The 2,480-nt window shown below is 57.2% G+C and carries 3 protein-coding genes; 1 reads left to right on the forward strand and 2 read right to left on the reverse strand.

What is annotated here, in order from left to right:
- Positions 1-75 precede the first annotated feature (75 nt).
- Positions 76-846 carry a hypothetical protein gene (locus tag ACOZKU_RS03475; protein WP_421577677.1) on the forward strand — a complete coding sequence of 257 codons (771 nt, stop codon included), beginning with the start codon at positions 76-78 and terminating at the stop codon, positions 844-846.
- A gap of 62 nt (positions 847-908) precedes the next feature.
- Here the strand turns inward: ACOZKU_RS03475 and ACOZKU_RS03480 are convergent, their stop codons facing one another.
- Positions 909-1,124: a hypothetical protein gene (locus ACOZKU_RS03480; protein ID WP_421577678.1), complete on the reverse strand. Its 216-nt coding sequence runs from the start codon at positions 1,122-1,124 to the stop codon at positions 909-911.
- A 955-nt stretch (positions 1,125-2,079) separates the two neighbouring features.
- A complete protein-coding gene (locus tag ACOZKU_RS03485) occupies positions 2,080-2,253 on the reverse strand; it encodes a hypothetical protein (RefSeq protein WP_421577679.1) in 174 nt (57 codons plus the stop codon).
- Between the last annotated feature and the right edge of the window lie 227 nt (positions 2,254-2,480).

Here is a 2,480-nt window from a genome sequence, read left to right on the forward strand (position 1 = left end):
CGCCCGAGAGGAAGACATGCGCCAACTCGCAATGACGGGCGCTTACGCCCTGACCCATATCTGAAGGATCAAGCCATGCCTCGTTTTAATTCTCCCACTGATGCCAGCGCTTACGCGACCGAGTTCGGCGGCTTCCTGTCTCGTGACGGTTTGGAATGCCTGCATATCTTCGACGGCTCGCTGGAGCGATCCCTACTCAATCTTGCGCCCGGAAAGCCCGTGCCGGATGGCGTGGTCGGAGGCGGTACGCCGGCCATCGGCACGGGGAGTGCGTGGCTGGAGGTGTCTGGCGCAAACTGGATCGAAGTGGGGGCAACGGACTCTCTCAATCAGACGATCTATTCCGTCGTGAAGAGCACCGCTTCCATGGCCGACGACAACAATCGGCCGACATATTGGGCGAACGGCCTGAACTTTCCGGCAAACGGCGAGTCCAATAACTCGTTCGGCAACCGCTTGGTCGTCACCGCCGCGACGGCCGAGCGGTTCGGCGCTGGCTTCGGCAACGACACGACCGACGATGAAACCACAACCACATCGGTCGCGGCTACGCACAACACCTGGCACCTGCTGGTTTGCAAGATCATCGCGTCAGGCGCAGGCCAAGGGGTCTCTATCCAGAACATCACGGCCGGGACGAGCGTCGCCACGGCGACGACCGCCAAGCCGCGCTTCCCTGTGATCGGCCGTTACCGCATCGGTTCGCAACGTCTCGGCGCGCAGATCGCCGGAAGCCAGCAGAAGTGGTGGATGAAGTACAGCAAGGTCACCAATGCTGATGAGGACGCCCGCAACATTGCGCAGATTCGCGAATATCAGTTGAAGCGCTGGGGCATTGTCATCTGAGGCTGCCCGCTCCGCCCTAATGCGGGGCAGACCGGAATTCGGGCACCGGGATCACCTTTTGGTCATCGCCGAACAGCGGTCGCTTTCAGTGCCTTAGCAATGCCCTCGGGAGTCTGCGAGCTCACGAGGGTTTTCAGGGAAGGCTTACCGTCCTTGTTGGGGAGGATCGTCGTCATGGTGATGTGCGACCCTTTTGCGTGTGGCCTGATCTGGAGAACCTTTTCGCTGTCGATGAGAACGGTCTCTTCGTTATCCGTAGTAAGTTGCAGCCAGGCCATTTGAACCCTCTTCGTTTATCCGGTGTTGGATTGACCCGCGAGCGGGCATGCGGCGGGAAGTACAGCCAGCCGAGCCATACACGGTTATGAAGTCCACATTATTCTGCTGCATCGGCCTTAACGACCGGCTCAATCTTTGACGTACATCGGCCCCGAGCGGAAATAGGCGACAGCCTTTTCGTATTCGTCTTGCTTAATTCTCTCTTCTTCGATTTCCGCGGCCAACTCTGCCAACGGCTCGTCATCGAGGATGGGGCTTATTGGGCAGGATTTCAGCCTGCTCCTCAGTTCCGTTCGATTGGAACCCGTAAACATTATCATTTGCCATATTAATAACTTCTAAAGCTCTGAAATAAAACGAAGTTCGAAAGCGCGACGCGCGATGAGAATGAGGGAGTTTTTGTTCCAAGCGACTTTGACGTCACTAAAGGCAGCCCCGTGAGTTGGTGCACTCACTGCGACCCTGCAGATGCAGGATTAATCGTGCTTGCCACGCTGCTGAGTTTTGTCCGGCATTAAACGCCGAAAAGAAGCCACGGCGGAAAGCCAATAACAATCGCTGCCGCGACAATCAGCGCGCCGGCCGCAATCAAAGTATTGTCTCGCTCAATCTGGTCCCGTGACTTGTTATTCATGGCCGCCTCGCTGGCTCGGTGATCGAGCACGAGAACGCCCGCAAGGCCGGTTGGTTCCGGCCTCCTTTCTCAACGAACGACATCCGAAAGATTATGACCCCGCAAGTGCAGGAGCGACTAAAGCCCGAAGAGGCCAGTCGCATAAAGAGCCAGCAGGGCCGGCATTACGACCGTAGCCAGTACCGCGGCGACTCCAGTCAGCCACTTGATTGAATTCGCGCGTCGGGCGCGCCGCTCATCCCACTCATAGACCATTGGCACCTCCGCTTCTGCCTGAAATCAACCATAAGCAACAGGCCGAGTCGAGCCGTCCAGCGCCATCAGAAATCGAACTTGTTAGTCTTAGGCTTCTTGCCACTCTCAAAGTGACGATCCCATGGGTTGAAGAAGTACACACCTTCGTCGCCGACCAGCGTCTCGACACTGTGTGTGTCCTCGTACGTTTCCTTCCGCTGTCCTTCTACGCTTTCGCGGATTTTGGATACGTTCATCATACTCAACTCCACTCTACTCAATAGCGGGCCCTAACAATCACGGGTCGCGCTGAGAGTCTAGCATCCTCTAACTTCAACGAAATCCCCATGACCACCATCCAGCGTGGCCGCGCGTTTTTGCGCGGCCAGAAGGAGCCCCATGGCTAGAGAAACCCTATCAACCGCTCTCGAGCTCATGTTCGGGCATGAGGGCGGCTATGTGAATTCGAAGACCGACCGCGGCGGCC

It is taken from the genome of Shinella sp. M31 (genome assembly GCF_049199205.1).
In the GTDB taxonomy this organism is placed as follows: Bacteria; Pseudomonadota; Alphaproteobacteria; order Rhizobiales; family Rhizobiaceae; genus Shinella.

Excerpts from the sequence above, each read along its gene's own strand:
- ACOZKU_RS03480 (WP_421577678.1), bottom strand. The coding sequence starts at position 1,124 with ATGGCCTGGCTGCAACTTACTACGGATAACGAAGAGACCGTTCTCATC.
- ACOZKU_RS03475 (WP_421577677.1), top strand. The coding sequence starts at position 76 with ATGCCTCGTTTTAATTCTCCCACTGATGCCAGCGCTTACGCGACCGAG.
- ACOZKU_RS03485 (WP_421577679.1), bottom strand. The coding sequence starts at position 2,253 with ATGATGAACGTATCCAAAATCCGCGAAAGCGTAGAAGGACAGCGGAAG.